Below are 24,966 nucleotides of genomic sequence, written 5' to 3'. Positions count from 1 at the left end.
TACGGGCGGTTGACGGGGGTCAGGCGCCGCCGTCGAGTCCGCGCTCTATCGCGTACCGGACCAGCTCGACGCGGTTGTGGAGCTGGAGCTTGCCGAGCGTGTTCTGTACGTGGTTCTGCACGGTGCGGTGCGATATGACGAGCCGTTCGGCGATCTGCTTGTAGCTGAGGCCCTTGGCGACCAGCCGCAGGACCTCGGTCTCGCGCTCGGTGAGCTGCGGCACCTTGGGCTCGTCCGGCGCGGAGGGCGCGGGCTCGGAGGCGAGGCGGCGGTACTCGCCGAGGACCAGGCCCGCGAGACCGGGCGTGAACACGGCGTCGCCGACCGCCGTGCGGCGCACCGCGTCGATCAGCTCTTCCGTGGAGGCCGACTTCAGCAGATAGCCCGTGGCACCGGACTTGACCGCCTCGAGGACGTCGGCGTGCTCGCCGCTCGCGGACAGGACGAGCACCCGCAGGGCCGGGTCGGCCGCGACGAGTTCCTTGCACACCTGGACGCCGGGCTTGACCGGCAGGTTGAGGTCCAGCACGAGCACATGCGGCTCGACGGCGCGCGCACGGCGCACCGCCTGCTCGCCGTCGCCCGCCGTGGCGACCACCTCGAAGCCGGACTCCGTGAGATCGCGGGCGACGGCGTCCCGCCACATCGGATGGTCGTCGACGACCATCACCTTGAGACGCCCCTGCACCTGCACCGGCGCCGGCTCTTGCTCCCGCTCTCGCGTCGACTCCCCCGCCCGGACAGCCGGTTCGTTCGTCTCGCTCATCGCTGTGCCGCCTTCCCCCGTGAAACCTTCGGAACCTTCAGTTCGACCTCTGTGCCCTGGCCCGGTACCGAGATGAGCTCGGCCGTGCCTCCTATGTCCCGCAGCCGGCCCCGGATCGACTGCGCAACGCCGAGGCGGCCCTCCCCCTCGGCCTGGACAAGCCGTCCCTCGGGGATGCCGGGGCCGTCGTCCCGCACCGTCACGATCACCGCGTCCGGCTCGTCCTCGACCAGGATCCAGGCACGCGCGCCGTCACCGGCGTGGCCCCGGACATTGTCCAGGGCGGCACTGACAGCGGCGGCGACCTCCTTCGCCGCGGCGGGCGCCAGCAGCACCGGGGCGCCCGGCTCCGAGAAGGTCACCCGCGCCCCGGCATGCGGCGCGAGCAGCGACCGCAGATCGCACGGCTCGCCCGGCGCGTCCTCGTCGTCCGGTACCTCCACCACCCGTACGACGGCTCCCTCTGAGGCGTCCTCCGACGCGTGCGACGCCGTCACGAGGCCCCCGGCGACCAGCGCCCGCAGGGCGGCCTCCTGCTCTCCCGCCATGCGGCCGAGCTCCGCGGCCTCCCCGCCGAGCGCCGTGCCGCGGCGCTGCACCATGGCGAGGACCTGCAGCACGCCGTCGTGGATGTCGCGGGCGAGCCGCTCGCGCTCGCGCGTCGCCGCCTCGATCTCCAGGGCGCGGGCGAGCGTGCGCTCGGAGGCGCGGGCGACCTCGACGACGTATCCGATGGCGATGGAGGCGACCCAGACCAGCAGGACGTTGTGGAAGGTGTCCCGGCTCAGCGCGCCGCGCTGGACGATGTTGGCGACGCCGACGAGCGCGGAGGCGACGGCCGCCCAGCGCCAGCCGCCCTTCAGCGCGTACGCGAGGACGGCGCCCGCCGTCCATATGGTCGGCAGTGTCGGCCCCCCGGCCACGATCCGCTCGTGCGCGTCGGCGACCGGTGTGAGCAGGATGCCGGTGAGCGCGATGGCGAGGTCGGCGGCGAGGAACCGCTTGGTGCAGCTGGCGGCGCCCGCGACCCGGGGCAGCGTGGCCAGCGTCCAGACGAGCAGCACCGCGAAGTAGGCGGCGGCCACCCAGGGGCGGACGAACTCGTCGTACGCGGAGACGAAGAGTGCGATCGCGTACACGACCGTCAGGAGGCGGTACGCGGTGAGCGCACGCCACAGCGGCTGCTCGACCGACATCCTCATGACTCGCTCGCGCCTGGCCATGTCTCCCCCACCCCTCGGCTCCCCCGCCGCTGCGACGCCGCTACGAGCCGGCTTGATCCTGCTCCGCCGTGTCCTTGCCGCCGGTCTCCGGCCCCCCACCGGCCTGCGCCTTCGCCTCCGCCTTGGCCGCTTCCCGCTCGGCCTTCGCGGCCTCCGCGATCTGCCTCTTCGCGGCGGTCGCGTAGATGTCGACGTACTCCTGACCGGAGAGCCTCATGATCTCGTACATGACCTCGTCGGTCACCGCGCGGAGCACGAACCGGTCGTGCTCCATGCCGCTGTAGCGGGTGAAGTCCAGCGGCTTGCCGATGCGGATGCCGGGGCGCATCAGCTTCGGGACCACCTTCCCCGGCGGCTGGATCTTCTCGGTGTCGATCATCGCGACCGGGATGACCGGCGCGCCGGTGGCGAGCGCCACGCGCGCGAGGCCGCCCGGCTTTCCGCGGTAGAGGCGCCCGTCGGGCGAGCGGGTGCCCTCGGGATAGATGCCGAACAGCTCACCGCGCTCGATGACCTCGATGCCGCTCCTGACGGCCGCCTCGCCCGCGCCGCGCGCGCCCGAGCGGTCCACCGGCAGCTGCCCGACGCCCTTGAAGAAGGCGGCGGTCAGCCGTCCCTTGACGCCGGGCGTCGTGAAGTACTCGGCCTTGGCGATGAACGTGATCTTCCGGTCGAGGACGGCGGGCAGGAAGAAGGAGTCCGAGAAGGACAGGTGGTTGCTGGCCAGGATGGCGGGGCCCTCGGCGGGAATGTTCTCGAGTCCTTCCACCCAGGGCCTGAAGGCAAGCTTCAGCGGCCCTCCGATGGAGAACTTCAATGCCTCGTAGATCACCCGAGTGCCTCCTGTGTTCCGTGGATCAGACCTTAACCCGTGCGGGGCCGGGGCTCCGCCTGAGAGGACCGGCTCCGCGACGACCAGGATCTGGTCGGTGTCAGTGCGGTCGCGTACGGTGAAGTACGCCTCCGAAGCGGGTCCGCGCACGTGGTCGCCGGACTACTGCCGGGGGTACCCCGTCCGTGCCTCATGAACTGGAGACCGAAGGTGCCGGTCCTTCCTGGAGCCGAGCCGTACCGCCATGAGGGCGGAGAGGTCGGCGTACTCCTCTGCCACGGCTTCACCGGTTCCCCGCAGTCGCTGCGTCCCTGGGCCGAGCACCTCGCCGGTCGCGGGCTGACGGTCTCGCTGCCGCTGCTTCCCGGGCACGGCACGCGCTGGGAGGACATGCAGCTCACCACCTGGCAGGACTGGTACGCGGAGGTGGACCGCGAGCTGCGCGCGCTCCTCGAGCGGTGCGAGCAGGTCTTCGTCGCCGGTCTGTCCATGGGCGGCGCGCTCGCACTGCGGCTCGCGGCCAAGCACGGGGACGCGATCAGCGGCGTCGTCGTGGTCAACCCGGCGAACAAGGTGCACGGCCTCTCGGCGTACGCGCTCCCTGTCGCGCGGCACGTCGTCAGGACGACGAAGGGGATCACCAGCGACATCGCCAAGGAAGGCGGCGAGGAGATCGGCTACGACCGGGTGCCGCTGCACGCCGCGCACTCCCTGCGGATCTTCTTCCGGCTGGTCGACGGCGAGCTTCCGCAGGTCACGCAGCCGTTGCTGCTGCTCCACAGCCCCCAGGACCATGTGGTGCCGCCGGCCGACTCGGCCCGCATCCTCAGCCGGGTGTCCTCCACGGACGTCACGGAGATCCTGCTGGAACAGAGCTACCACGTGGCGACGTTGGACCATGACGCCGACCGGATCTTCGAGGAGAGCCACGCCTTCATCGGGCGGCTCGCGCCCGGCGCCACCGATGGTGCCGAGCGGTCCGGCGAGGGCGAGAAGGCCGGCGGGACCAGGGAGCCGGTCGCGGACAGGGAAGGGACGGCCACCGGTGGCTGAGCAGGACCGACGCGAGCCCGACCGCGACGAGGGCCGCGAGCCGGAGGAGCGGGGCGTGCCCTTCGACGAGGCGGCCGCCTGGGCGGCGATCGTCGCCGCGTACGGCGAGGAGCCGCCGGACCCGCCCGGCGCGAAGCCGTTCAAGTCCGTCGAGGACCTGGCGCTGCTGGAGATCGAGCACAACGGCCAGGGCGCGGCCGGCCCGGACAGGGACACGGACGCCGACGCGGACGACGAGGACCGCCCGGACGCACCGGGCGCATGGGACAAGCGCGGTGGGGCCGACAGGTCCGGCCGGCCCCTGGGCAGCTCGATCTCCTTCGCGCCCGGTGTCGGCCCCCGCGACTACGCGGCGCCGGAGCCGTCCGACGACTTCGACACGGACGACGAGGGGCATTTCGTACCGCCGGAGCCGCCACCCCTGCCCGCGGCCGACACCACGGCCAAGTTCGCCTGGCTTGCCGTCGTCGGCGGCCCGGTGCTGCTGCTCCTCGCGATACTGCTCGGCTGGGACATGACCTGGTGGCTGGCGACGCTGGGCATCGGCGGCTTCCTCGGCGGTTTCGCCACCCTCGTGATGCGGATGCAGGACGACGACGAGGACGACGACGACCCGGGGCGCGGGGCCGTGGTCTGACCCGGGCACGCGCGTCTGCCCCGGCGCTCGTCCGACCCCCGACAAACAAAGCCCGTCCGGAGAACGGAACACCTCCGGGCGGGCTTTCGCATGCGCCCGACGTCCACGCCACCGGAATGGAACCCCATCCGGCCGACCGGCGAAGGAGAGATGAACAAGCCCAAGCCTTCGAGGCGTTCAGACGAACGAAAGGAGCCCCGATGACCGTCGAACCGGGCGTCCGCACCCGCGAGGAGAGTCGCGAGACGAGTGACGCCCGCGTGATCGAGCGGTCCCGGGACGAGCCCGAGCAGTTCGCCGTGCTCTTCGACCGGCACGCCGACGCCGTCCACCGCTATGCGGCCAGGCGGCTCGGCCCCGAGTCCGCGGAGGACCTCATGGCCGAGACCTTCACCACCGCCTTCCAGCAGCGTCACCGGTACGACCACGCGCGGGCGGACGCCCGGCCGTGGCTGTTCGGCATCGCGACCAACCTCATCGGCCGGCACCGCAGGGCCGAGGCACGCCGCTTCAAGGCGCTCGCCCAGATGCCCGCGCCGGTCGCGCACGAGGAGCCGGTCGCCGACCGAGCGGTGGCCCGGGCCGGAGCGGCAGGCGTCCGCCGTGATCTCGCGGCGGTGCTGGCCGGGCTCTCGGCCCGCCACCGCGACGTGGTCCTGCTGGTGGCGTGGGCCGACCTCAACTACGAGGAGGCGGCCGAGGCGCTGGGGGTACCGGTCGGGACGGTCCGGTCACGGCTGCACCGGGCTCGCAGCACATTGCGCGAAGCACTGGGCGGATCCGATCCGACGACTCTCCGAGAGGCAGACGCCCATGAATGAGCCCTTCACGGAACCCTTCCCCGAGCTCGACGCACTGCGCGACTGGGACGCGGGGGCAGCCCCGCTCGACGAGGACACCCGGCATCGGGCGCGTGTGCGGCTGTTCGCCGCGATGCACGCCCAGCAGCCCGCGCCTGCCCGCGGGCCGTGGCGCCGCCCGGCCCTGCGCATCGCCCTGACGGGCACGGTCGCGGCGGCCGTCGCCGCCACCGTCCTGGTCGCCGTGCGCGACGACCAGGACCGGGGATCGACCGCCGCCCCGCCGTCCAGCAGCGCCCCTGCCCTGCAGAACGTGAGCGCGCAGACCGTGCTGAACGGGGCGGCGGCCTACGAGCGCGAGCACGCCGAGACGCCCACCACTCCCCCGCGTGACGACCAGTTCATCTACACCAAGGAGATCATCAAGGAGACGAACGAGGCCACGGGCGGGACCAAGGCCTACGTCGACGAGATCTGGCGGTCGGTGGACGGCTCCAAAGCCTCGTGGATCATGGAGATCGGCAAGGGCTGGTGGTCGAAGCCGTACAAGAGGAAGCCGGGCGACCACGTCGAGTCGGTGAGCGTCTGGCCGCCGCAGCAGTGGTCCCAACTGGAGAAGCTGCCGACCGACCCCGAGAAGCTGATCCTCTCCCTCCTCCACAGGTCCGGTCCGAAGGACAGCAACGACTCGCTCGACGGAATCACCGAGCAGGAGTGGTGGGACATCCACTTCCGGCTCGCCGGGCTGCTCAAGCTGGTCCCGGTGATGCCGGAGGGGCTGCGCCCCGCGGCGTACGAAGCGCTGGGCATGGTGCCGGGAGTGAAGGCCGTGCCGAACCAGAAGGACGCCAGGGGACGGATGGGCGTCGCGATCACCTACGACGACCCGTTCAGCCCGAAGGGCGGCTACGGCAGCTGGTTCATCTTCGATCCGAAGACGTACGAATTCCTGGGCTTCCGCGACACCCGCACCTCGGGTGACGGCAAGAACAAGAAGACGTACACCCAGCTCTCGTACCTGGACAGCTGGGCCGTCGTCGACAAGGCCAAGCAGCGCCCCTGAGCGGGCTGGCCCGAGGGGGGGCCTGGGCGGGGGGCCTAGGCGGGGGGAAGTCTGAGGGCGGCCAGGACCGGCAGATGGTCCGTGGCCGCCCTCAGGTCCCTCTCGTGCACACCAGGGTGACCCACAGGAACCCCGCAACCGAGGATTTCCACGCCGGCCGTCGCAAAGATCGCGTCGATGCGCTGGTACGGATCGGCCGGCGTCGACGAGTACTCGCCGCCCCACGGCTTGGTGGCCCAGCAGTCCCGGAGCTCCCCGGCGAGCCGCCGGAAGGCCGGCCCGTCGGGGCGTTCGTTGATGTCGCCGCCCGCGACGGCGTACGGAACACCCATCCCGGCGAGCCGGTCGAGCAACATCCCGCCCTGCTCGTACCGTTCGTCCTTCTGCAGGCTCAGATGGCAGCTCAGTACGCCGAGCCGGGCGGAGCCCCCGAAGCGTACGACCGCGGTGGCGAAGCCGCGGCGGTGCAGGCCGGGCGTGAGCGGCAGCAGGATGTCCTCGGTCCGCTCGACCGTGGCGCGCAGCGAGCACAGCAGCGCCGGGCCCGCCGCGGTGGCCCCGCCGGACAGGGTCACCAGACCGGATGCGGCCGCGAGCCGGGCCAGCTTCTTGCGCCAGCGGAAGAACCGCGGGGCCTCCTGGACGAGCACGAGGTCGGGCGCGCAGGCGCTGATCACCCGGGCGAGCGCGGCAGTGTCGTCGCGCATCGACCGGACGTTGTAGCTGAGCACCCGGATGACGGCCGAACCGTCGGGCTCGGTACGGGAGTTGGGCAGCTCACTGGCGGGTGGGCTCGTCGGCATGGCGATCAACATACGGCAGGACGGGCCGTCTCCTCATCCGGCGCCATACCCGCCGCCCCGAAACGGCAGCGCCCGCCGCGCCCCATCGGGGCCACGGCGGGCGCTGCCGGACGACACGTGCTGTCACATGATCGGGTCCGGCTCGCGGGCCAGGTCCGCGGCGCCGACCAGTCCGGCCTTGTTGCCGAGCTGGGCGGCGATGACCTCGGCCACGGGCCGCCAGTTGCCGCCGACCAGCCAGCGCTTGTACGACTTGCGGATCGGGTCGAGGACCAGCTCGCCCTCGTCCGAGAGGCCGCCGCCGACGATGAACGCCGACGGGTCGAACAGCGACGCCAGGTCGGCGAGGCCCGCACCGGCCCAGCGGGCCAGCTCGCGGTACGAGTCGACGGCGACGGGGTCGCCCTGACGGGCGGCCATCGAGATGTGCTTGCCCTCGATGCCCTCGGGGGTGCCGTCGCCCATCGAGAGCAGGGTCGTGGCGTTCTCGGGCGTGGCGTTGGCCCGCTGCTTCGCGTACCGCACGAGGGCGGTCCCGGAGGCGTACTGCTCCCAGCAGCCCTGGCTGCCGCAGCCGCACAGCAGGCCGTCGGGCACCATGCGGATGTGCCCGAACTCGGCGGCCACGCCGAAGTGGCCGCGGCGCAGCTTGTTGCCGATGATGATGCCGCCGCCGAGGCCGGTGCCCAGGGTGATGCAGATGACGTTGCGGTGGCCCTTGCCCGCGCCGAACTTGTACTCGCCCCAGGCGGCCGCGTTGGCGTCGTTCTCGACGACGACCGGGAGGCCCACGCGGTCCTCCACCTCGGCCTTCAGCGGCTCCTGCCGCCAGTCGATGTTGGGTGCGAAGTAGACGGTGGAGCGCTGGCGGTTGACGTATCCCGCCGCGCCGATGCCCACGCCGACGATCTCGTGTCCGGCGCGCGCGCCCTCCACGGCGGAGGCGATGGCGTCCACGATGGCGCGCGACGTGGTGGGGGTCGGCACCTTGAAGGTCGAGAGGATGTTGCCTTCCTCATCGACCACGCCGGCCGCGATCTTCGTGCCGCCGATGTCGACGCCGATGGTGAGTCCCATGTGTCCCTCAGTTTTCGGTCGAGCCCCGCTAAGGCCAACCGTACCCCGTGCTGGGGACGCAATCAGTCCAGGTCGATGTGTTCCCCGGGCCCGGGACCGTCGTCCTTCGGGTGAGGCCCGCGGGTCCACCGCCGCTCCTGCGCCTCGACGGCGGAGCGGTAGGCGGCGAGGAGTTCGGATCCGGCGGCCGCCAGGTGGTCGAAGACCTCCGGATTGCGCTCGATCACGGGTTCGACGGCGGCCTTGGCCTGCTGCACGAACTGGTTGACCATCTGCTGCGCCGCGCCGCCCGCGGCCGCGCCGAACAGCGGCGACTGGAGGCCGGAGAGCTTGTCGGCCACGGCGTCGACGAGCTTGCGAAGCTCCTCGGCGGCCGAACCGGACTGCGCCCCGTGCTCAGCGCGGCGGCGCGCCTTCTCGGCCTCGAGGTCCTCGGCGCATGCCTTCGCCCAGGCGTCGGCGTCGAACGGTCCGGCGGCCTGCGCATCCTCGCCCGGGACGTGCGCCTCGTCGGCGGGTCCGGATGCGGGGCGGTCGGTGGCGTCACTCATGAGGACAGACTCCTGCAGGGACCGGGGTTTATGTCTTCGACGTTACCCGAACGGAGGTACGCCGTTCACCGTACTGGGCCACAGATCCGGGTCCGGGGCGAACCGGATGCGCAGCTCGTCGTCGCGCAGCCCCGCCCCCGCGACGGTGCAGCGGCGCAGCGCCGACGGCAGGGGAACGATCCGGCGGAACTGTCCGGCGGTGAGCACGAGTTCGTCGCCCCGCCGGATCAGCTCGAGCTCGTCCCGTACGGCGCCGGGGAGCGGGATGTGCCAGACCAGCACGCCGTCGTCGGCAAGCCGGTCGGCGACGGGCCAGCTCACGCGGGCCGGGGCGGGCGACGGCGGGGGCGCGTCGAGGGTCGCGAGGTCGTCGGTGCCGCGCGGGTCCCGGCCCAGGTGCGCCACTTCACGGACCGTGTACGCCCCGTCCCACTCGGCGAGCACCTTGCGCTGCTGGGCCGCGAGGCCCCCGAGCCAGGGGTCCGCGGACGTCTCGGGCAGTACACGGTTGGCGATCACCACGTCCGTGCGCAGTCCGTGCAGGGCGAGGCCGGTGGCGGCGGTGCGCACGGCGTCCGCGCCCGCGGGTCCCGGCTCGGCGACCATCCGCACCGTCGTGGCCGGATCCTCGATGACGGCCTGGACGCCCGCGAGTTCGAGGTCCCAGCGGACGGCCGTCTCGTACAGCCAGGTGCCGGGCATGGGGACACCGGCGAGGCGGCCCAGTACGGGGCGCAGCGCGCGGGCCGCCTGCCGTTCCGGGGGCAGCAGCCGCCGCAGATAGCGGCGCAGCTGCTCCGGCAGCGCGAGGACGGCGAGGGCCTCCGGGGCCGGGGGGAGGTCCACGACGAGCAGGTCGTACGGGGCCGCGGCCGCGTCGCGCAGGGCGCGCAGCAGGGCGAGTTCGGTGCTGCCGGGGAGCGGTGTGAGCTCCTCCTCGTCGAGGCGGGCGGCGCCCAGCAGGTCCAGCGCCGGTGCGGCGCGGTCCTGGAGGGTGAGCAGATCGTCCCGGAACCCTTCCGCCGGGTCGGGCCGCACTGCCGTGAGGCCCGGCTCGGGCTGGACGGGGTCCGCGCCGGTGGGCATGCCGAGGGCGGCGCCCAGGGTGTCGGTCCGGTCGGCGGAGATCACGAGTGTGCGGGTGCCCTGGCGGGCGGCCTGCAGTGCGGTGGCTGCCGCGAGGGTGGTGCGGCCTGAGCCGCCGGGGCCGGTGAGGAGGACGGTGCGCATGGGCTCCCTAGCGGGGCTGAGGTTCCCGGCGGTTACTTCGACTCGACGCGCTTCTTCAGGCCTGCCAGGGCGCGGTCGATGATGACCTTCTCCGCCTTGCGCTTGATCATGCCGAGCATGGGGATCTTGACGTCGACGGTCAGCTGGTAGGTGACCTCGGTGGCGCCCGCGCCCGCGGGCTTGAGGAGGTACGAGCCGTCCAGGGACCGGAGCATCTGGGACTTGACGAGCGTCCAGCTGACCTCGTCGTCGCCGGTCCAGGTGTACGCCAGCGTCTGGTCGTCCTTGATCGCGCCCGCGTCCATGACGAGGCGCACCTGCTCGGCGCGGCCCCGGTCGTCGGTGGCCAGGACCTCGGCCTCCTTCACCTCGCCCGTCCAGTCCGGGTAGCGGGCGAAGTCCGCGATCACCGCCATGACGTCGGCCGGTGCCGCCTCGATCGTGATGCTCGAGCTGGTGTGTTCCGCCATCGCCGTGGCTCCTCCAGATACGGTCCCGTCAGGGCATATGTCCCGTGCAGCGTGAAGGCTACCGCGCACACGTCCGGGCGCTGTCGGTCACCCCTCCTCGCGGCACGTCCCCGCCCACCCGGGCAACCCCTCACCACTCCAGTGCGAAGGGCCGTCCGGAGCCCGCGAAGTGCCCCACGTTCACACACTCCGTGGCGCCGATGCGCATGCGGCGCGCCAGCGGCTGGTGGACGTGGCCGAAGAGCGAATAGCGGGGCCGGGTGCGGCGGATCGCGTCCAGGAGGGCGTGGCTGCCGCGCTCGAAGCGGCGCGCCACGGTGTCGTAGACGAGCTCGGGGACCTCCGGCGGGATGTGCGTGCACAGCACGTCGACCTCGCCGACGGCCTCGATCTTGGCGGCGTACTCCTCGTCGCTGATCTCGTAGGGCGTGTTCATCGGGGTGCGCAGCCCGCCGCCGACGAAGCCGAAGACCAGCCCTCCGATCTCGACGCGCTCGCCGTCGAGCACCGTGGTGCCCGGACCGGCGTACTCGGGCCAGAGGTCCGGCATGTCGACGTTGCCGTAGGTGGCGTACGTCGGTGTGGGGAAGGCGGCGAACATCTCGGCGTACTGCTTGCGTACCGCCTTCTCGATGGCCGTCGCGCGGTCCGTGCCGACGCCCGCCCACAGCCGGGCGCCGAAGTCGCGGGCCTCCGCGAAGCGGCGGGCGGTGCGCAGCTCGACGATGCGGTCGGCGTTCTCCCGGCCGAAGAGGTCGGGGAAGATGCCGCGGGAGTGGTCGGCGTAGTCGAGGAAGAGGACGAGGTCACCGAGGCAGACCAGCGCGTCGGCACCGTCACCGGCTCTCGCCAGGTCCCGGGCGTTGCCGTGCACATCACTGACCACGTGGATTCTGGTCCTGCTGTGAGCGACGCGTGAAGCTGCCATGGTGATCACCCTAGAGGCGTGGGTCAAACGTGGGTAGAGGCGTCCGACCTGCGGTTTACTTCCCAGTCGGGAATTGCTTGGACTACTGTGCGCGAAGCAACACCATGGACGTGTGACGCAGCGAACATCTGGCCCTGACCCCCTATCGGAGAAGGCGTACCGATCGGTAACGTCCGGGCAGTCCAGTTGTGCTCAGGGTTTCAACTACTGACTCCCGACGAGCACGCCCTGCCCTAGCCTTGGACCGCACCGTCGCATACGCACACCGTCGTGGCGCCAGTGCCCTATGAGGAGCAGCAGTCTTGCGCGAGTTCAGCCTTCCGGCCCTGTACGAGGTCCCTGCGGACGGCAACCTGACCGATATCGTCCGCAGAAACGCCGCACAGCATCCGGACGTCGCCGTCATCGCCCGCAAGGTCGACGGTGTCTGGCAGGACGTCAACGCCGCGACCTTCCTGGCCGAGGTGCAGGCCGCCGCCAAGGGCCTGATCGCCTCCGGCGTGCGGCCGGGCGACCGTGTCGGGCTGATGTCCCGCACGCGCTACGAGTGGACCCTCCTGGACTTCGCGATCTGGAGCGCGGGCGCGGTCACCGTGCCGGTGTACGAGACCAGCTCGCCGGAGCAGGTGCAGTGGATCCTCGGTGACTCGGGCGCGGTCGCCTGCATCGTGGAGCTCGACACGCACGCGGCCGCCGTGGAGTCCGTACGCGACCGCCTGCCCGCCCTCGGCCCCGTCTGGCAGATCGAGGCCGGCGCCGTCGACGTGCTGCGGCGCCAGGGCAAGGACGTCGACGACGCGACCGTCGAGGAGCGCAGCTCGATCGCCAGGGCGGACGACCCGGCGACGATCGTCTACACCTCCGGCACGACGGGCCGCCCGAAGGGCTGCGTGCTGTCGCACCGCAGCTTCTTCGCGGAGTGCGGCAACCTCGTGGAGCGGATGCGGCCGCTGTTCCGCACCGGCGAGTGCTCGGTGCTGCTCTTCCTGCCGCTGGCGCACGTCTTCGGGCGGCTGGTGCAGGTGGCGCCGATGATGGCGCCGATCAAGCTCGGCTGTGTGCCGGACATCAAGAACCTGACCGACGAACTCGCCTCGTTCCGGCCGACGTTGATCCTCGGCGTGCCGCGCGTCTTCGAGAAGGTCTACAACTCGGCGCGCGCCAAGGCGCAGGCGGACGGCAAGGGCAAGATCTTCGACAAGGCCGCGGACACGGCGATCGCGTACAGCCGCGCACTGGACACCCCGTCGGGCCCGTCGCTCGGCCTCAGGATCAAGCACAAGACCTTCGACAAGCTGGTCTACAGCAAGCTGCGGGCCGTGCTCGGCGGGCGCGGCGAGTACGCGATCTCCGGCGGTGCGCCGCTGGGCGAGCGCCTCGGCCACTTCTTCCGCGGTATCGGCTTCACGGTCCTGGAGGGCTACGGCCTGACGGAGTCGTGTGCGGCCACCGCCTTCAACCCCTGGGACCGGGCGAAGATCGGCACGGTCGGGCAGCCGCTGCCGGGCTCCGTCGTGCGGATCGCGGACGACGGCGAGGTGCTGCTGCACGGCGAGCACCTGTTCAAGGAGTACTGGAACAACCCGGGCGCGACCGAGGAGGCGCTGGCCGACGGGTGGTTCCACACGGGCGACATCGGCACGCTCGACGAGGACGGGTACCTGTCCATCACCGGCCGCAAGAAGGAGATCATCGTCACGGCGGGCGGCAAGAACGTGGCGCCCGCGGTGATCGAGGACCGCATCCGGGCGCACGCGCTCGTCGCCGAGTGCATGGTCGTCGGCGACGGCCGCCCGTTCGTGGGCGCGCTCGTCACCATCGACGAGGAGTTCCTGGGCCACTGGGCCGCAGACCACGGCAAGCCGGCCGGCTCCACGGTGGCGTCCCTGTGCGAGGACCCCGACCTCGTCGCGGCCGTCCAGCGCGCCGTGGACGACGGCAACGCGGCCGTCTCCAAGGCCGAGTCGGTACGCAAGTTCCGCATCCTCGCGACCCAGTTCACGGAGGACTCGGGCCATCTCACGCCGTCGCTGAAGCTGAAGCGGAACGTGGTGGCGAAGGACTACGCGGACGAGATCGAGGCGATCTACCGCGGCTAGACATCGCGACAGGGCCCCGCAAGGGGCCCTGTTGCGGTCTAAAGCAGCGCCTCGAGCCGCTCCGCCAGCAGATCCCACCGCCACCGTTCCTCGACCCACTCCCGCCCTCGCTCGCCCATCCGCTTGCGCAGCTCGGCATCGCCGAGCAGGGCGACGATCCGCTCGGCGGAGGCGCCGGGGTCGGCCCCGGGGACGACCCATCCGGTCTCCCCGTCGAGCACCGCGTCCGGCGCTCCGCCGGAGTCCCCGGCGACGACGGGCAGCCCGATCGCGGAAGCCTCCAGGTAAACGATCCCGAGCCCCTCGACATCGAGCCCCCCGCGCCGCGTGCGGCACGGCATGGCGAAGACGTCGCCGGCGCCGTAGTGGGCGGGGAGCTCCGCCCAGGGGACAGCCCCGGTGAAGCGCACGGACCGGGCGACCCCGGTCTCGTCCGCGAGCCGCCGCAGCTCCTTCTCGTACGGCCCACCACCCACGACGAGCAGCACGGCCTCCGGCTCCCTGGCCAGGATCTGCGGCATCGCGCGGATGAGGGTGTCCTGGCCCTTGCGCGGCACGAGGCGCGAGACGCAGACCACGACGGGCCGGTCGGCCAGGCCCAGCCGGGCACGGACCTCGTCGCCGCCCGAGCCGGGGTGGAAGGTCTTCTCGTCGACGCCGGGCGGCAGCTGGACCATGCGCGCGGCCGCCTCGGGAGACAGCGCGGCGGCGATCCGCGAGCGCGTGTACTCGCCGAGGTAGGTCAGGGTGTCCGTGGAGTCGCCGATCCGGCGCAGCAGTCCGCGGGACGCGGGCAGTTGCGCCCACCCGGCCTCGTGACCGTGCGTGGTGGCCACAAGACGCTCGGCCCCGGCGCGGCGCAGCGCGGGCGCCATCAGCCCGAGCGGCGCGGCCGCCCCGAACCACACCGACGTACAGCCGTGCTCCCGCAGCAGCTCCACGGCGCGCCGCTGCACCCGGGGCGTGGGCAGCAACATCGTCGTACGGTCGCGTACGACCGTGAAGGGCTGCTGGGCGTCGAAGGCCGCCGTGGCCTCGACGCCCTCGCGGCTCCGCTTCCAGGTGGAGGCGTAGACGACCAGCCGCTCCGGGTCCAGCCGCAGTGCCATGTTGTGCAGGAATGCCTGGATCCCACCGGGCCTGGGCGGAAAGTCGTTGGTCACGATCAGCGTCTTGTGCATCGTGGCGACAGTACCGAACGGCCGAGCATCATGGCTCTGGCACAGGTAGCCCCGGCATCATGACTGCTCTGGCGCCGAAGAACGCCGGAGAACACGGACGAGGTGGGCATGGCTGGAGCACGTTGGACGCGGATCCCGGCGTATGTCTGGATCCTGACGGCCTGGGGGCTGAGCCGGACGCTCCTTCTGCTCTGCGTCTTCAAGGTGTTCGTCTTCCCCGGCCCCGATGTGACGAGCGACATCTCGGTCATCTACCAGGGCTGGTACGAGGTGCTGCGCACCGGCACCTTCCCGCTCGACGACGTCACCTGGCAGTACCCGCCGGCCGCCGCCCTCGCCGTCCTCTCCCCCGCCCTGCTGCCCTTCCTCGACTACGCGTCGGCCTTCTTCTGGCTGGCCTGCCTGGCCGACGCGGTGGTGCTGGCGCTCCTCCTCTACGCGGGCGGCCGGCCCGGCAAGACGCTGCGCGGCGCCTGGGTGTGGGTCGTGGGGGTGGGCCTGCTCGGGCCCACCGCGTACGCCCGCTACGACCTGATGGTGACGGCCGTCGCGGTCGCTGCCCTGCTGGCGGGCGCGCGGCGGCCCCATGTGATGGGTGCGCTGGCGGGGTTCGGTGCGCTGTTGAAGGTGTGGCCGGTGCTTCTGCTGGTCGGTGCGGTGCGCGAGGCCTCCACCGGCGGCGACGAGCGCCCGAGGTGGCCGCGCGCCTGGTCCGCGGCGGCCGTCGCCGGCGGCCTGATCGGGCTCGTGTTCATCGCCGCCATGCCGGGCGCGCTGGCGTTTCTGACCTTCCAGCGGGACCGCGGCACCGAGATCGAGTCGCTCGGCGCGCTGGTCTTCCACACGGCGCGGCACTTCGGCTGGTCGGGCCAGGTGCTGCTCAACTACGGCTCGGTGGAGTTCCTCGGCCCGTACGTGCAGCTGGTGAGCCTGCTCGCCCAGGCGCTGTCGGTGCTGGCCCTCGGCTGGCTGGTGCTGTGGCGGCTGCGCGCCCGCGTATGGTCGTCGACCACACCGGCGGACGCGGCCTTCGTGGCCGTCCTGCTGTTCACGGTCACCAGCCGGGTCATCAGCCCGCAGTACATGGTGTGGCTGGTGGGTCTCGCCGCCGTGTGCCTGGTCTTCCGCGGCAGCCGGATGACGGTGCCGGCCTGCATGGTGCTGGCCGCGACCCTGGTCACGCTGTTGGAGTTCCCCCTGTGGTTCTCGCACGTGGTGGCCAGCGACACGCTGGGCGTCACCCTGCTCTACGTACGCAACGGCCTGCTGGTCGCCGCCACGGTCACCGGCGCCGTGCGTCTGTGGCGGCACACGGTGTCCCGGCCGCCGGCCCCGGAGCCCCGCCCGCTGCCCGCGCAGACCGCCCGCGACAGCGAGGTGCTCCGGCCTTCCTGACACCACTGCCCCCAGGGCCTCAGGGCACTGGGGGAGGAACCCATGCCCACGACGGGTCACGCGCCCGGTCACGCACCCAGCTGAGCCCGCAGATAGTCACGCCACCGCGCCGTGAATCCCGCCGGCGTGGTGTCGAGGACGTCCCGCAGGGCGTCCTCGACCGCGTCCTGCCGCTGCTTGTGTGCGCCCACGGCACGGTAGAAGGCGTTCAGCCGCTCCTCGCCCCAGTCCCGGGCGATCAACCGGCAGGCCAGCCACCCGCCCTCGTACGCCTCCGCGAGGCGGTCAGCGTCGCCTCCGAAGCCGAAGTCCTCGTCGTCGGGCAGCGCGTCCGGCAGCCGCCCGGCACGCACCGCACGTGCCAGCTCCGGTGCGGCCTGCTCGGCCGTGCGGCCCGTGCCGCGGTAGCCGACCCAGTCTGCGTAGCCCTCGGAGAGCCACAGCGGGGTCGCGGCCGACGTGTGCGCGCGGGTGGCCACATGCGTCGTCTCGTGGGTGAGGACGACCCGGCGGCCGAACGCGCCGAGCACGCCGAACGCCTCGGGGTTGACCATGATCCGGTCCGCCGGCGCCCTGCCCGAGCTGCCGGCCTCGCCCGTCGTGACGGCCGCTATGCCGCGGTACCCGGAGGCGGGTGCGCCGAGCAGCTCGGCCATGCCGTCCAGCGACTTCGGCACCAGGACGACGACGCGCCCCGCCCACCCGTCGCCCCAGGCGTCCTGCACAGCGGGCACGGCACGGTCGGCGAGGGCCGCGTACCGCCGCAGTGCGGCACCTTCCTCGGCGGACCGCCCCACGCCGAGTACGAGGCTGTGCGCGCCCCGTACGACCCGGACGGGACCCTGCTCCCACAGCTGCTCGGCGGTGTCCTTCGCGGGACGGTCGGAGGTGACGTACCACCGGCCGTCGCGGCGCTCGAGGCGGAGGGTGCGGGCCGCGTCCACCGCTCCGCGGTCGTAGCCGTCCAGTCGGTAGCGCAGGTCGACGGCGGCCGTGGCCTGTGAGCCGGAGCGGTCGAAGCGGGTGAGCCGGTACTCCCAGGAGGCCAGCGGGACGTCCGCGAGGTTCTCGAACTCCGCGCGCCCCGCGTCGCCTCGGCCGGTGGCCAGATAAGCCGTCTCGTCCCGGTCCAGCACCGCATCGGCGCGCCGCTCGAGGAGCCGCCGCACGTCGGCGGCGGCCGTGTCGCGCGCCGCGGGCCCGCCGCATCCGGCGAGCCCGGAGACGAGGGCGAGCAGCGCGAACCACAGCACCACCATCCGGGAACCACGCCGTCGACCAGCCATCTGCCCGATCGTACGGGGCGTCATGGGAGGGACCGGACCCGCGTGACGCCGGACGGGAGCTGCTCAGACCCGGGTCACCGAGGAGACGGGCATCATCCCCACGGGGTCGTAGCGCACGGGGGCGCCGGGGTAGGGCGCGTGAATGACCTGGCCGTCGCCCACGTACATCGCGACGTGGCTCGCGTCCGAGCGGTAGACCACGAGGTCGCCGGGCCGGGCCTCGGCCAGGGACACCTGCCGGCCCGCGTACCGCTGCTCCTGCGACGTGCGCGGCAGCGCGACGCCCGCCTGCCGGTACGACCACTGCATGAGGCCCGAACAGTCGAAACCCGAGGGCCCGTTGGCGCCCCACACATAGGGCAGCCCGAGGGCAGAGCGGGCGGCCTCGACGGCTGCCGCGGCCCGCGCCGACGGCGGCAGGGCGGAGCCGGACAGATCCAGCAGCGGGGTCCGCCCGCTGTCGCGCGAGGCCCTGTCGTACATGTCCCGCTCCCCGGCCGGCAGCCCGTTGAGCAGCCGCCTGGCCTCGGCGAGCTTGTGCTCGACGGTGCGCTTGTGGCGGGCCACGTCCTTGCGGCTCTCCTCCAGCTCCGCGAGCCTGCCTGCGGCCTCCGTACGCTCCTGGGCGAGGGCGCGCTGGGCCTCCTGGACGTCCTTGAGCCGGCCGGCCTGCCAGGCCGTCACGCGGTCGAGGGTCGCCGCCTGGTCGAGATAGCCGTCGGGGTCCGCGGAGAGCAGGAGGGCGAGCGCGGGATCGATACCGCCCGACCGGTACTGCGCCCCGGCCAGCTCCCCGAGCGCGCCGCGCATGGTGTTGATGCGCTCCTGCCCGCGGGCGATCCGGTCCTGGGCGTTCTTCACCTGGGCGCGCAGCATGTCCATGCGCTCGTCCGCGGAGTTGTACGCCTCGGTGGCCTGCTCCGCCTGCTCGTACAGCCGGTCCACCTCCGATCCGACGTCCGCCGGGGTCTCCCGGGGCGCGGCGCCGGCCGGTGCGGCGGCGAGGGCCGCCGCCGCGGTGGCGGCTGCGGTGGACAGGACGACGACGGTGGCTCCGCGCCCGCTCCGGTCTAGGCCGGAGTGTGCGCGGCGGCGATGGGACCCCACGGGTGACCGCTCTCCCTTCCGCTGACGGACCCCCGGTGCCGGGGGGACGGCAGACAGTAGCCCGGCGACTACGCGGGGACAAAAGGCCCGAGGTGATTCGAACAACGCGACGCCCCGCCGGAGACGCAGGTCACCGACGGGGCGCGGGATGGGCGGGAGGTGCCGGAATTCCCCCGAACGGGGGCCTGGCCGACTCGGATACGGACGACTGGAAGACCGGCGCGGATGCGGACGGCTCAGATACGGACGCCGAACTGGAACGGCATGTTGCCGATCGACTCGTAGCGGACGGTGGTACCGGTCCTGGGGGCGTGCAGGACCTGGCCGTTGCCCGCGTAGAAGCCGACGTGGTGCCAGTCGCTGTAGAAGATGACCAGGTCGCCGACCTTGAGGTCGCTCTGCGAGTAGATGCGGGTGCCGGCGCTGGCCTGCGCCTGGGACGTGCGCGGTATGGAGACGCCGGCCTGGGCAAAGGCCCAGGAGGTGAGACCCGAGCAGTCGAAGGAGTTGGGGCCGCTGGCGCCGTAGACGTAGGGCGAGCCGATCTTGCTCTGAGCGGCGGAGTAGGCCGCGGCGGCACGGCCGGAGGCCGCCTGGCCGCTGCCGAGGGCGCTGCGTTCGCTGGCGCGGCTGGCGCGCTCCTGCTCGGCGGCCAGGGCCGCCTTCTCGGCGGCGGTGAGGGAGTTGAGCAGCTTCTGCGCCTCGGCGAGCTTGCCCTGGACCTTCTCCTTGTTCTCGCGGAGCTCCTTGCGGGTGGTCGCGAGGTCGGCGAGCTTGTCGGCGGCTTCCTGGCGCTCCTGGGTGAGCGAGCGCTGCTTCTCCTGGATCTTGCGCAGCGCCTCGACCTGCTGGCTGCTCAACTGGTCGAGCGTGGAGGCCTTGTCGAGGTAGTCGTCCGGGTCGGAGGAGAGGAAGAGCTGGACGGCGGGGTCGATCCCGCCCGAGCGGTACTGGGCGCTGGCCAGCGAACCGAGGTCGTCCCGCAGATCGTTGAGCTCGTCCTGCTCGCGGGCGACCTTGTCCTGCAGATCGCCGATCTGCTTCTCGAGCTTCTTCTGCTGCTCCTTGGCCCCGTCGTACTTCTCGGTGGCCTGCTCCGCCTCTTCGTAGAGCTTGTCGACCTTGGCCTTGACCTCGTCCTTGCTCGGCTTGGCGCTCGGCGCCGCGTGGGCGGCCTGCGAGGTGAGCGCCACGGCTGCGGCGGCGGTTGCGGTGAGCACGGTCACACGCGTGCGGCTCGGCTGCTTGGGTCGACGGTGGGACGCCACGAAGGCGAGCTCCTCTTCCTCCAGCCGCCTACCGAACGAGGTGGGCGGTGCCCCTCCGCCGTCGCTCCCGATAAGCGATCACCCGAGCGGAGGTTCGAGGCCAGACCCTAGTGACCTGACTGTGATCAGTTCAAATCATCCTCATAAAAAACTCCGTCACCCAGCGCATTCTTTGCCATGAACTCACGTGCAGTAATGCACGCCTGACACTACGTTGCGTGAAGGTTTCGCTAATTCGGGTATCGCACCCAGAAGTTACATATGGGACATGCGTGACCTACGTCGCCCATGGGAACAGGACTCGCTTATTCCGCTTAGCCGCGCGAAAAGCGCTTCAGGAGCACCGCGGAGGCGACCGGCCGGGCCCCCACCCGCGCGACGCCGTCGGCGACTTCGCGGTCGGTCGAGACGACCACCACGGGCCGGCCCGGCGGCTCGGCGCGCACCAGCTGGCGGATCAGCTCGTCGGCCGTCACGCCCGGCTTGGAGAACAGCACCCGCACCCCGCGCGGCGGCGCGAGCAGCACGGGCGCGGCCAGCTCGGCCCCGTCGAAGACGCAGGTGACCTCGGCACCGCTCTGCGCGGCGAGCTGGGAGAGCTGGCCGAGCAGCCTCAACCGCTGCTTCTCGAGCGGCATCTGGGGATAGCCGGTCTTGGTGACGTTGTAGCCGTCCACGACGAGATGCACCTGGGGCAGCGCGAGGAGCTGGTCGAGGACCGCCGGGTCGCTGTCCGACAGCGCGCGGGCCGCGATGTCCTTGGGGGTCATGCGGCCGGGCTCCACGGCGTCCACGGTCTCGGCAGGCCGTACGGAGACGGGCGGCAGCGCCAGTTCGCGGCGGAGCCCCTGGGCCGCGTCGAGGACGGTGTCGAGCAGCAGCCGTACGCGCATGTCCTCCACGCTGCGGCCCTCGCGGGCCGCCCGGCGGCTCGCCTCCAGCGCCGCCTCGGTCTCCCCGAGCCGCGCCTTGAGCCGCCGCCCCTCGCTCTCCGCCGCCGACAACTGCGCCTGGCTCTCGGCCCGTACGGCCTCGGTCTCGGCGCTCGCCTTGCGCAGCGCGGCCTCGCCGCGCTTGACGTCGCTGAGGGCCGCGCGCAGCTTGCGCTGCAGCGAGTCGGCCTCCTTCTTGGCCGACTCCAGCTCCGTGCGCAGCCGTTCCGTGTCGATCCTGGTCTGGTCGCGGGCCACGGCCAGCTCCTCGCGCAGCCGCTCCAGCTCGGCCCGGTTCTCTTCGTCGGCGCGCTCGGCGTCCGCCCGCTGGGCCTCCTCGCCCGCGGCGGTCACGAGCTTCACCCAGCCCGCCGGGCGCAGCACATAGGCGGCTGCCGCGACGTCCATCGGGTCCGCGGCCGGCGGCGGTGCCCCCGATTCCAGCGCACCGCTGAGTTCGGGCTGGGCCTCGCGCAGCCGTTCCGCGATGCGCTGGCGGAAGATCGGTTCCGCCTCCACGGCCGCGGCCATCGCGTTGCCCGCGAACTTCACGCGCCGGCTCGGCGTGAAGCGTGCGTACTGTCTGAGCTGCGCGGGCAGTTCAGTGAAGGTCAGCCCGCCGAAGCCGTCCGAGACGATCTGGACGACCCGGCGGCGCACGCCGTCGGGCAGCGGGCGGTCGAGCACCTCAGCGGTGCCGTCGGCCGGCTCCCCGCCTGTGGTCTCCACCATCCGTCACACCCCAATTTCTGAGCGGGGCCCTCCCCCACTCTCGACTTCGCTCGAGCGGGGGGACCCCCATCGTCAGGAGCCGGCGCCCGGCCTGTCCACGAGTTCCACCTGGTCCACCGCGTTGCACCAGCGGCAGCGCACCGACTCGATGGTCTCACTGACCACCTCGCGCTCCTCGACGGTCGGTTCCCCGGCCAGATCGAGGTGCACATACTCGACGACCTTCGACGAACGGGTCACGTCGAAGCGCGTGAGATTGCCGCAGAGCGTGCACCGCCAGCGGGTCTGGGCCGTCGGCAAGGGAACCGTCATCGTGCTGTCGCTTCCTTCGAGTTTCAGTATTCAAGGCTCGCCTCCGGAGCGCCTGGGCTCCGTCGGCTCACGGGTGCACCTGTATCCATGGTGCGTCCGTTTGCCTGGTGCGGATGGCACGTAACCCTACGGCCTGCCGGGTACCCCGTGCTCAGGCCCCGGTCGGCGGCGAGGCGGTCCGCACGGCTTGCTCCCGTTACGTCATGCTCTGACCGTGATGCGAAAACGGCGTGGTGGCCTGGGCACGGCGATGCACCGGGCGATGGGGGTACCTCCCATGCCCTTAAGGCAATGGGGGAGGGGCCCGACCGCCCCCGTGACGTACGGCGTGATCGTCCTGTGCTGCCTGGTCTTCGTCACCGGACCGGCCGCCGCGCTGAACCCCGTGTACGGCAGCGGACAGGAGCTGATCGCCGCCCAGGTGGCGTACTTCGAGCGCTGGGGCGTGGTGCCCGCGGAGCTGTTCAGCGGCGCGCCACGGGCCGCTGTCACCCCCGCCACGGCGCTCTTCGTGCACGGCAGCTGGCTGCACCTGCTGGGGAACATGCTCTTCCTCTACGTCTTCGGCGCGATGGCCGAGGAGCGCATGGGCCATGTCGAGTTCGCGCTCTTCTACGTCGGCTGCGGCTATCTGGCGCTACTCGGCTACGCCACCGCCCACGCGGGGTCGCAGCAGACGCTGGTGGGCGCCTCAGGGGCGATCTCCGCGGTCCTCGGCGCCTTCCTGTTCCTGTTCCCCCGGGCCCGCGTCACGAGTCTGTTCCCGTTCCTGTTCTTCCTGCCGCTGCGCTTCCCGGCCTGGGTGGTGCTGCCCTTCTGGGTGGCGCTCCAGTGGCTGGCGATGAGCCGCCCGAGCCAGGGCCCGGGCGTCGCCTATCTGGCCCACCTCGTGGGCTTCTCGCTGGGCTTTCTGTACGCCTGGGCGCGGTACGGGCGGCGCGAGAGGGCGTACGCCACGACCCTGGACGGACAGGGGCAGGAGAGCGAGGGATGACCGGCGGGAGCGCGGCCCGACGCGCCGGGGCCGGACGGATAGAGTGAAACCCCAGCCCACGGCCACCGAGGTCAACCGAGCGCTAAAAAGAGGGAGACAACCAGCCGTGATCACCGCGATCGTGCTCATCAAGACCAGCGTGGACCGGATCCCGGAGATCGCCGAATCCATCGCCGCGCTGGACAACGTCAGCGAGGTCTTCTCGGTGACGGGCACCTACGACCTGATCGCCATGGTCCGGGTCAAGGACCACGACGACTTGGCGGACGTGATCCCCGGCCGGATCAGCAAGATCCCGGGCGTGGAGGGCACGGACACGCATGTCGCGTTCCGTACGTACTCGCAGCACGACCTGGAGGCGGCGTTCGCGATCGGCCTCGACTCGTAGGAACGCCGCCTCGGGCGGATCAGGCGGAGGTGTCCGGGACGCAGCGGCCGTCCTCGGTGCGGTAGGCCCACCGTGCGCCGTCCCGGACGAGCTCCTTGACCGCCCGTACGAACCGCTCGACGTGCTCGTCCGGCGTGCCCGCGCCGAAGCTCACCCGGATGGCGTTGAGCGACTTCTCGCCGGGCGCCGCCTCGGGGGCACCGCACTCACCCTGCGCCTGCGGCTCGCTGCCGAGCAGGGTGCGTACGAGCGGGTGGGCGCAGAACAGCCCGTCCCGCACCCCGATCCCGTACTCGGCGGACAGGGCGGCCGCGAAGTGCGAGCTGTTCCACCCGTCGACGACGAACGAGATGACCCCGACCCGCGGCGCGTCGTCCCCGAACAGCGAGAGCACCCGCACCTCGGGCACGTCGGCCAGTCCCGCACGCACCGCCGAGATCAGCTGCCGCTCCCGCGCGACGAGCGCATCGAACCCGGCCTCGGTGAGCGCCTTGCAGGCCGAGGCGATGGCGTAGGCACCGATGACGTTGGGCGAACCGGCCTCGTGGCGCGCGACGGTGGTGTGCCACTCGACGTCGACCCCACCGTCCTCGCGGCGCCCGACCTTGCGGCTGGCGCCGCCACCCGCCAGATACGGCTCGGCGTCCTGAAGCCAGTCGGCGCGCCCGGCGAGCACGCCGGACCCGAACGGCGCGTACAGCTTGTGCCCGGAGAAGGCGACCCAGTCGACGTCCAACTCCGTTACGGACACGGCGTGGTGCGGGGCGAGCTGGGCGGCGTCCAGCACGATCCGCGCGCCGTGCGCATGAGCGGCGGCGGCCAGCTCCCGTACGGGCCACAGCTCACCGGTCACGTTGGACGCCCCGGTGACGCAGACCAGCGCAGGACCGTAGGGGTCCCGATCGGCCAGGGCCCGCTCCAGGGTCCTGACGGCCTGCTCCGGCGTACGAGGCGCGTCGAGATACGTGACGCGTGCATCGCGCCACGGCAGCAGGGACGCGTGGTGCTCGGTCTCGAAGACGAAGACCTGGCACCCCTCGGGCAGCGCGGCAGCCAGCAGGTTGAGCGAGTCGGTGGTCGACCGGGTGAAGACGACCTGGTCTCCCTCCCGGCAGCCGAGGAACTCCGCGACGGTGCGACGCGCGTTCTCGAAGAGGTCCGTCGACAGCTGCGACAGGTATCCGGCGCCGCGGTGCACGCTGCCGTAGTACGGCGCGTACGCCGCCACGTCGTCCCAGACCCGCTGCAGTGCCGGGGCGCTCGCCGCGTAGTCGAGGGCGGCGTATGCGACCTCGCCGCCGGTGACGAGCGGCACGAGGACATCACGCCCGAGAACGGGCAGAGGGGCACAAACGGACTGGTCGGCGGCAGCGGTGGAGACAGACATGGCGAACTCCCGTGAGAGGTAAGCGAATTGACTGCGCATGGCGGTACCTCCCATGCCCTTAAGGCAATGGGGGAGGGCATGACGGCTCAAGCGCAGAAAAAGAGTGAAAGGTGAAAAGGGGTACGCGAGAAGGGGCCTGACGCCCTATCGCATTCGCTTGCTCACGAGACAGCTCCTCGAGGACCAGGACCCCAGGAACCTGACAAGGGGTCCGCGCTTGCCGCAGACCTCTTTGCCTGCAGCCAGGTCTTCACCCGGGGCACCCCGCCACGGACGGAGGGTTGCCGGACAGCGGGCCGGGGCCTGGTCGCTGTCACTCATGACCTGCCGAGAACTATGCCAGATGATCGCGCCGGTGCAACCGGTGTCCGCGATGCGGACACCGGTTGCACCGGCTTACGGCGCCCGATGGTGCGCAAAAGTACGACGCGAGGGCACCGCCGTCGTGAACG

The 24,966-nt window shown here is 71.9% G+C and carries 24 protein-coding genes and 1 riboswitch; of the genes, 8 read left to right on the top strand and 16 right to left on the bottom strand.

Annotated elements, in window-relative coordinates; genetic code table 11:
* Positions 1 to 19: 19 nt before the first annotated feature.
* The 3 genes from ACWD4J_RS01690 to ACWD4J_RS01680 form a co-directional block, all read right to left on the bottom strand.
* Complete coding sequence (locus tag ACWD4J_RS01690; protein ID WP_451393597.1) at positions 20 to 667, bottom strand: response regulator; 648 nt, start codon at positions 665 to 667, stop codon at positions 20 to 22.
* Between the two features lie 95 nt (positions 668 to 762).
* Complete coding sequence (gene macS, locus ACWD4J_RS01685; RefSeq protein ID WP_451393251.1) at positions 763 to 1,989, bottom strand: MacS family sensor histidine kinase; 1,227 nt, start codon at positions 1,987 to 1,989, stop codon at positions 763 to 765.
* Between the two features lie 40 nt (positions 1,990 to 2,029).
* On the bottom strand, positions 2,030 to 2,821 hold the full coding sequence (locus ACWD4J_RS01680) for a lysophospholipid acyltransferase family protein (protein ID WP_451393250.1): 792 nt from the start codon (positions 2,819 to 2,821) through the stop codon (positions 2,030 to 2,032).
* Between the two features lie 210 nt (positions 2,822 to 3,031).
* On the opposite strand from ACWD4J_RS01680, the gene ACWD4J_RS01675 reads away from it, so the two are divergent.
* From ACWD4J_RS01675 to ACWD4J_RS01660, 4 genes are all read left to right on the top strand, one after another.
* Complete coding sequence (locus tag ACWD4J_RS01675; protein WP_451393249.1) at positions 3,032 to 3,874, top strand: alpha/beta hydrolase; 843 nt, start codon at positions 3,032 to 3,034, stop codon at positions 3,872 to 3,874.
* Positions 3,867 to 4,511, top strand: a complete 645-nt coding sequence (locus tag ACWD4J_RS01670; protein ID WP_451393248.1) for a hypothetical protein — start codon at positions 3,867 to 3,869, stop codon at positions 4,509 to 4,511. Before ACWD4J_RS01675 ends, ACWD4J_RS01670 begins: the two co-directional genes overlap by 8 nt.
* Before the next feature lie 200 nt (positions 4,512 to 4,711).
* On the top strand, positions 4,712 to 5,332 hold the full coding sequence (locus ACWD4J_RS01665; protein WP_451393247.1) for an RNA polymerase sigma factor: 621 nt from the start codon (positions 4,712 to 4,714) through the stop codon (positions 5,330 to 5,332).
* A complete protein-coding gene (locus tag ACWD4J_RS01660) occupies positions 5,325 to 6,374 on the top strand; it encodes a CU044_5270 family protein (RefSeq protein WP_451393246.1) in 1,050 nt (349 codons plus the stop codon). Before ACWD4J_RS01665 ends, ACWD4J_RS01660 begins: the two co-directional genes overlap by 8 nt.
* 35 nt (positions 6,375 to 6,409) lie before the next feature.
* On the opposite strand, the gene ACWD4J_RS01655 is transcribed toward ACWD4J_RS01660, so the two are convergent.
* From ACWD4J_RS01655 to ACWD4J_RS01630, 6 genes are all read right to left on the bottom strand, one after another.
* Positions 6,410 to 7,177 carry an endonuclease/exonuclease/phosphatase family protein gene (locus ACWD4J_RS01655; protein WP_451393245.1) on the bottom strand — a complete coding sequence of 256 codons (768 nt, stop codon included), beginning with the start codon at positions 7,175 to 7,177 and terminating at the stop codon, positions 6,410 to 6,412.
* 123 nt (positions 7,178 to 7,300) lie between these two features.
* On the bottom strand, positions 7,301 to 8,254 hold the full coding sequence (locus tag ACWD4J_RS01650; RefSeq protein ID WP_451393244.1) for an ROK family glucokinase: 954 nt from the start codon (positions 8,252 to 8,254) through the stop codon (positions 7,301 to 7,303).
* A gap of 62 nt (positions 8,255 to 8,316) precedes the next feature.
* The gene (locus ACWD4J_RS01645) at positions 8,317 to 8,805 is read right to left on the bottom strand and encodes a DUF5304 domain-containing protein (RefSeq protein WP_451393243.1); all 489 of its coding nucleotides are present in this window, start codon (positions 8,803 to 8,805) and stop codon (positions 8,317 to 8,319) included.
* Between the two features lie 42 nt (positions 8,806 to 8,847).
* Complete coding sequence (locus ACWD4J_RS01640) at positions 8,848 to 10,035, bottom strand: ArsA family ATPase (RefSeq protein ID WP_451393242.1); 1,188 nt, start codon at positions 10,033 to 10,035, stop codon at positions 8,848 to 8,850.
* Between the two features lie 32 nt (positions 10,036 to 10,067).
* Positions 10,068 to 10,505, bottom strand: a complete 438-nt coding sequence (locus tag ACWD4J_RS01635) for an SRPBCC family protein (RefSeq protein WP_451393241.1) — start codon at positions 10,503 to 10,505, stop codon at positions 10,068 to 10,070.
* Positions 10,506 to 10,635: 130 nt separating this feature from the next.
* A complete protein-coding gene (locus tag ACWD4J_RS01630) occupies positions 10,636 to 11,433 on the bottom strand; it encodes a metallophosphoesterase family protein (RefSeq protein WP_451393240.1) in 798 nt (265 codons plus the stop codon).
* A gap of 302 nt (positions 11,434 to 11,735) precedes the next feature.
* Here ACWD4J_RS01630 and ACWD4J_RS01625 point away from each other — a divergent pair, with 302 nt between their 5' ends.
* The gene (locus tag ACWD4J_RS01625; RefSeq protein ID WP_451393239.1) at positions 11,736 to 13,532 is read left to right on the top strand and encodes an AMP-dependent synthetase/ligase; all 1,797 of its coding nucleotides are present in this window, start codon (positions 11,736 to 11,738) and stop codon (positions 13,530 to 13,532) included.
* A 38-nt stretch (positions 13,533 to 13,570) separates the two neighbouring features.
* Here ACWD4J_RS01625 and ACWD4J_RS01620 read toward each other — a convergent pair whose 3' ends face one another.
* Complete coding sequence (locus ACWD4J_RS01620) at positions 13,571 to 14,713, bottom strand: glycosyltransferase family 4 protein (protein WP_451393238.1); 1,143 nt, start codon at positions 14,711 to 14,713, stop codon at positions 13,571 to 13,573.
* A 108-nt stretch (positions 14,714 to 14,821) separates the two neighbouring features.
* Between ACWD4J_RS01620 and ACWD4J_RS01615 the strand changes: the two genes are divergently transcribed.
* Entirely contained in the window at positions 14,822 to 16,108 is a 1,287-nt protein-coding gene (locus tag ACWD4J_RS01615) for a glycosyltransferase 87 family protein (RefSeq protein WP_451393237.1), read from the top strand.
* Positions 16,109 to 16,176: 68 nt separating this feature from the next.
* Here ACWD4J_RS01615 and ACWD4J_RS01610 read toward each other — a convergent pair whose 3' ends face one another.
* From ACWD4J_RS01610 to ACWD4J_RS01590, 5 genes are all read right to left on the bottom strand, one after another.
* Complete coding sequence (locus ACWD4J_RS01610; protein ID WP_451393236.1) at positions 16,177 to 17,394, bottom strand: hypothetical protein; 1,218 nt, start codon at positions 17,392 to 17,394, stop codon at positions 16,177 to 16,179.
* Between the two features lie 63 nt (positions 17,395 to 17,457).
* Complete coding sequence (locus ACWD4J_RS01605) at positions 17,458 to 18,501, bottom strand: NlpC/P60 family protein (RefSeq protein ID WP_451393235.1); 1,044 nt, start codon at positions 18,499 to 18,501, stop codon at positions 17,458 to 17,460.
* A gap of 236 nt (positions 18,502 to 18,737) precedes the next feature.
* Entirely contained in the window at positions 18,738 to 19,769 is a 1,032-nt protein-coding gene (locus ACWD4J_RS01600) for an NlpC/P60 family protein (protein WP_451393234.1), read from the bottom strand.
* Between the two features lie 314 nt (positions 19,770 to 20,083).
* A complete protein-coding gene (locus ACWD4J_RS01595) occupies positions 20,084 to 21,433 on the bottom strand; it encodes an NYN domain-containing protein (RefSeq protein ID WP_451393233.1) in 1,350 nt (449 codons plus the stop codon).
* 72 nt (positions 21,434 to 21,505) lie between these two features.
* The gene (locus ACWD4J_RS01590; RefSeq protein ID WP_067280259.1) at positions 21,506 to 21,745 is read right to left on the bottom strand and encodes a hypothetical protein; all 240 of its coding nucleotides are present in this window, start codon (positions 21,743 to 21,745) and stop codon (positions 21,506 to 21,508) included.
* 250 nt (positions 21,746 to 21,995) lie between these two features.
* On the opposite strand from ACWD4J_RS01590, the gene ACWD4J_RS01585 reads away from it, so the two are divergent.
* On the top strand, positions 21,996 to 22,739 hold the full coding sequence (locus ACWD4J_RS01585) for a rhomboid family intramembrane serine protease (RefSeq protein WP_451393596.1): 744 nt from the start codon (positions 21,996 to 21,998) through the stop codon (positions 22,737 to 22,739).
* Between the two features lie 106 nt (positions 22,740 to 22,845).
* Complete coding sequence (locus ACWD4J_RS01580; protein WP_451393232.1) at positions 22,846 to 23,127, top strand: Lrp/AsnC family transcriptional regulator; 282 nt, start codon at positions 22,846 to 22,848, stop codon at positions 23,125 to 23,127.
* Positions 23,128 to 23,146: 19 nt separating this feature from the next.
* Here ACWD4J_RS01580 and ACWD4J_RS01575 read toward each other — a convergent pair whose 3' ends face one another.
* A complete protein-coding gene (locus ACWD4J_RS01575; RefSeq protein WP_451393231.1) occupies positions 23,147 to 24,514 on the bottom strand; it encodes an aminotransferase class V-fold PLP-dependent enzyme in 1,368 nt (455 codons plus the stop codon).
* A 208-nt stretch (positions 24,515 to 24,722) separates the two neighbouring features.
* Positions 24,723 to 24,839, bottom strand: a riboswitch (SAM riboswitch).
* Positions 24,840 to 24,966 lie beyond the last annotated feature (127 nt).

The organism is Streptomyces sp. NPDC002577 (genome assembly GCF_053594815.1).
The sequence above is the reverse complement of the archived record's forward strand: the minus strand, read 5'-3'. Positions and strand labels throughout refer to the sequence as shown.